Origin of the sequence: Mammaliicoccus sp. J-M41, from assembly GCF_022385935.1 — a bacterium.
GTDB lineage: Bacteria > Bacillota > Bacilli > Staphylococcales > Staphylococcaceae > Mammaliicoccus > Mammaliicoccus sciuri_A.
Genome location: NZ_JAJNIR010000079.1, coordinates 1 through 384 on the forward strand (window position 1 = coordinate 1; position 384 = coordinate 384).

A 384-nucleotide genomic window follows, 5' to 3' on the forward strand; every position below is an offset into this window, starting at 1 on the left:
GCTGGATCACCTCCTTTCTAAGGATATTACGGAATGACCATTAGGTCATGGAATAACGGAGACATATTGTATTCAGTTTTGAATGTTTATATCATTCAATTTAAGAATGGGCCTATAGCTCAGCTGGTTAGAGCGCACGCCTGATAAGCGTGAGGTCGATGGTTCGAGTCCATTTAGGCCCACCATTAAAATTTAATTCCCAATTAGGGGGCTTAGCTCAGATGGGAGAGCGCCTGCTTTGCACGCAGGAGGTCAGCGGTTCGATCCCGCTAGTCTCCACCATATTATATTGTACATTGAAAACTAGATAAGTAAGTAAAATAGATTTTACCAAGCAAAAAACCGAGTGAATTTCTAACGAAATTCAACAAGCTTAATAATCGC

At 41.1% G+C, this 384-nt stretch carries 2 tRNA genes; both read left to right on the forward strand.

Annotated features, from left to right (window positions below):
- Positions 1–108 precede the first annotated feature (108 nt).
- Positions 109–185 (forward strand) — tRNA-Ile (locus LQ686_RS13950).
- A gap of 21 nt (positions 186–206) precedes the next feature.
- Positions 207–282 (forward strand) — tRNA-Ala (locus LQ686_RS13955).
- Positions 283–384 lie beyond the last annotated feature (102 nt).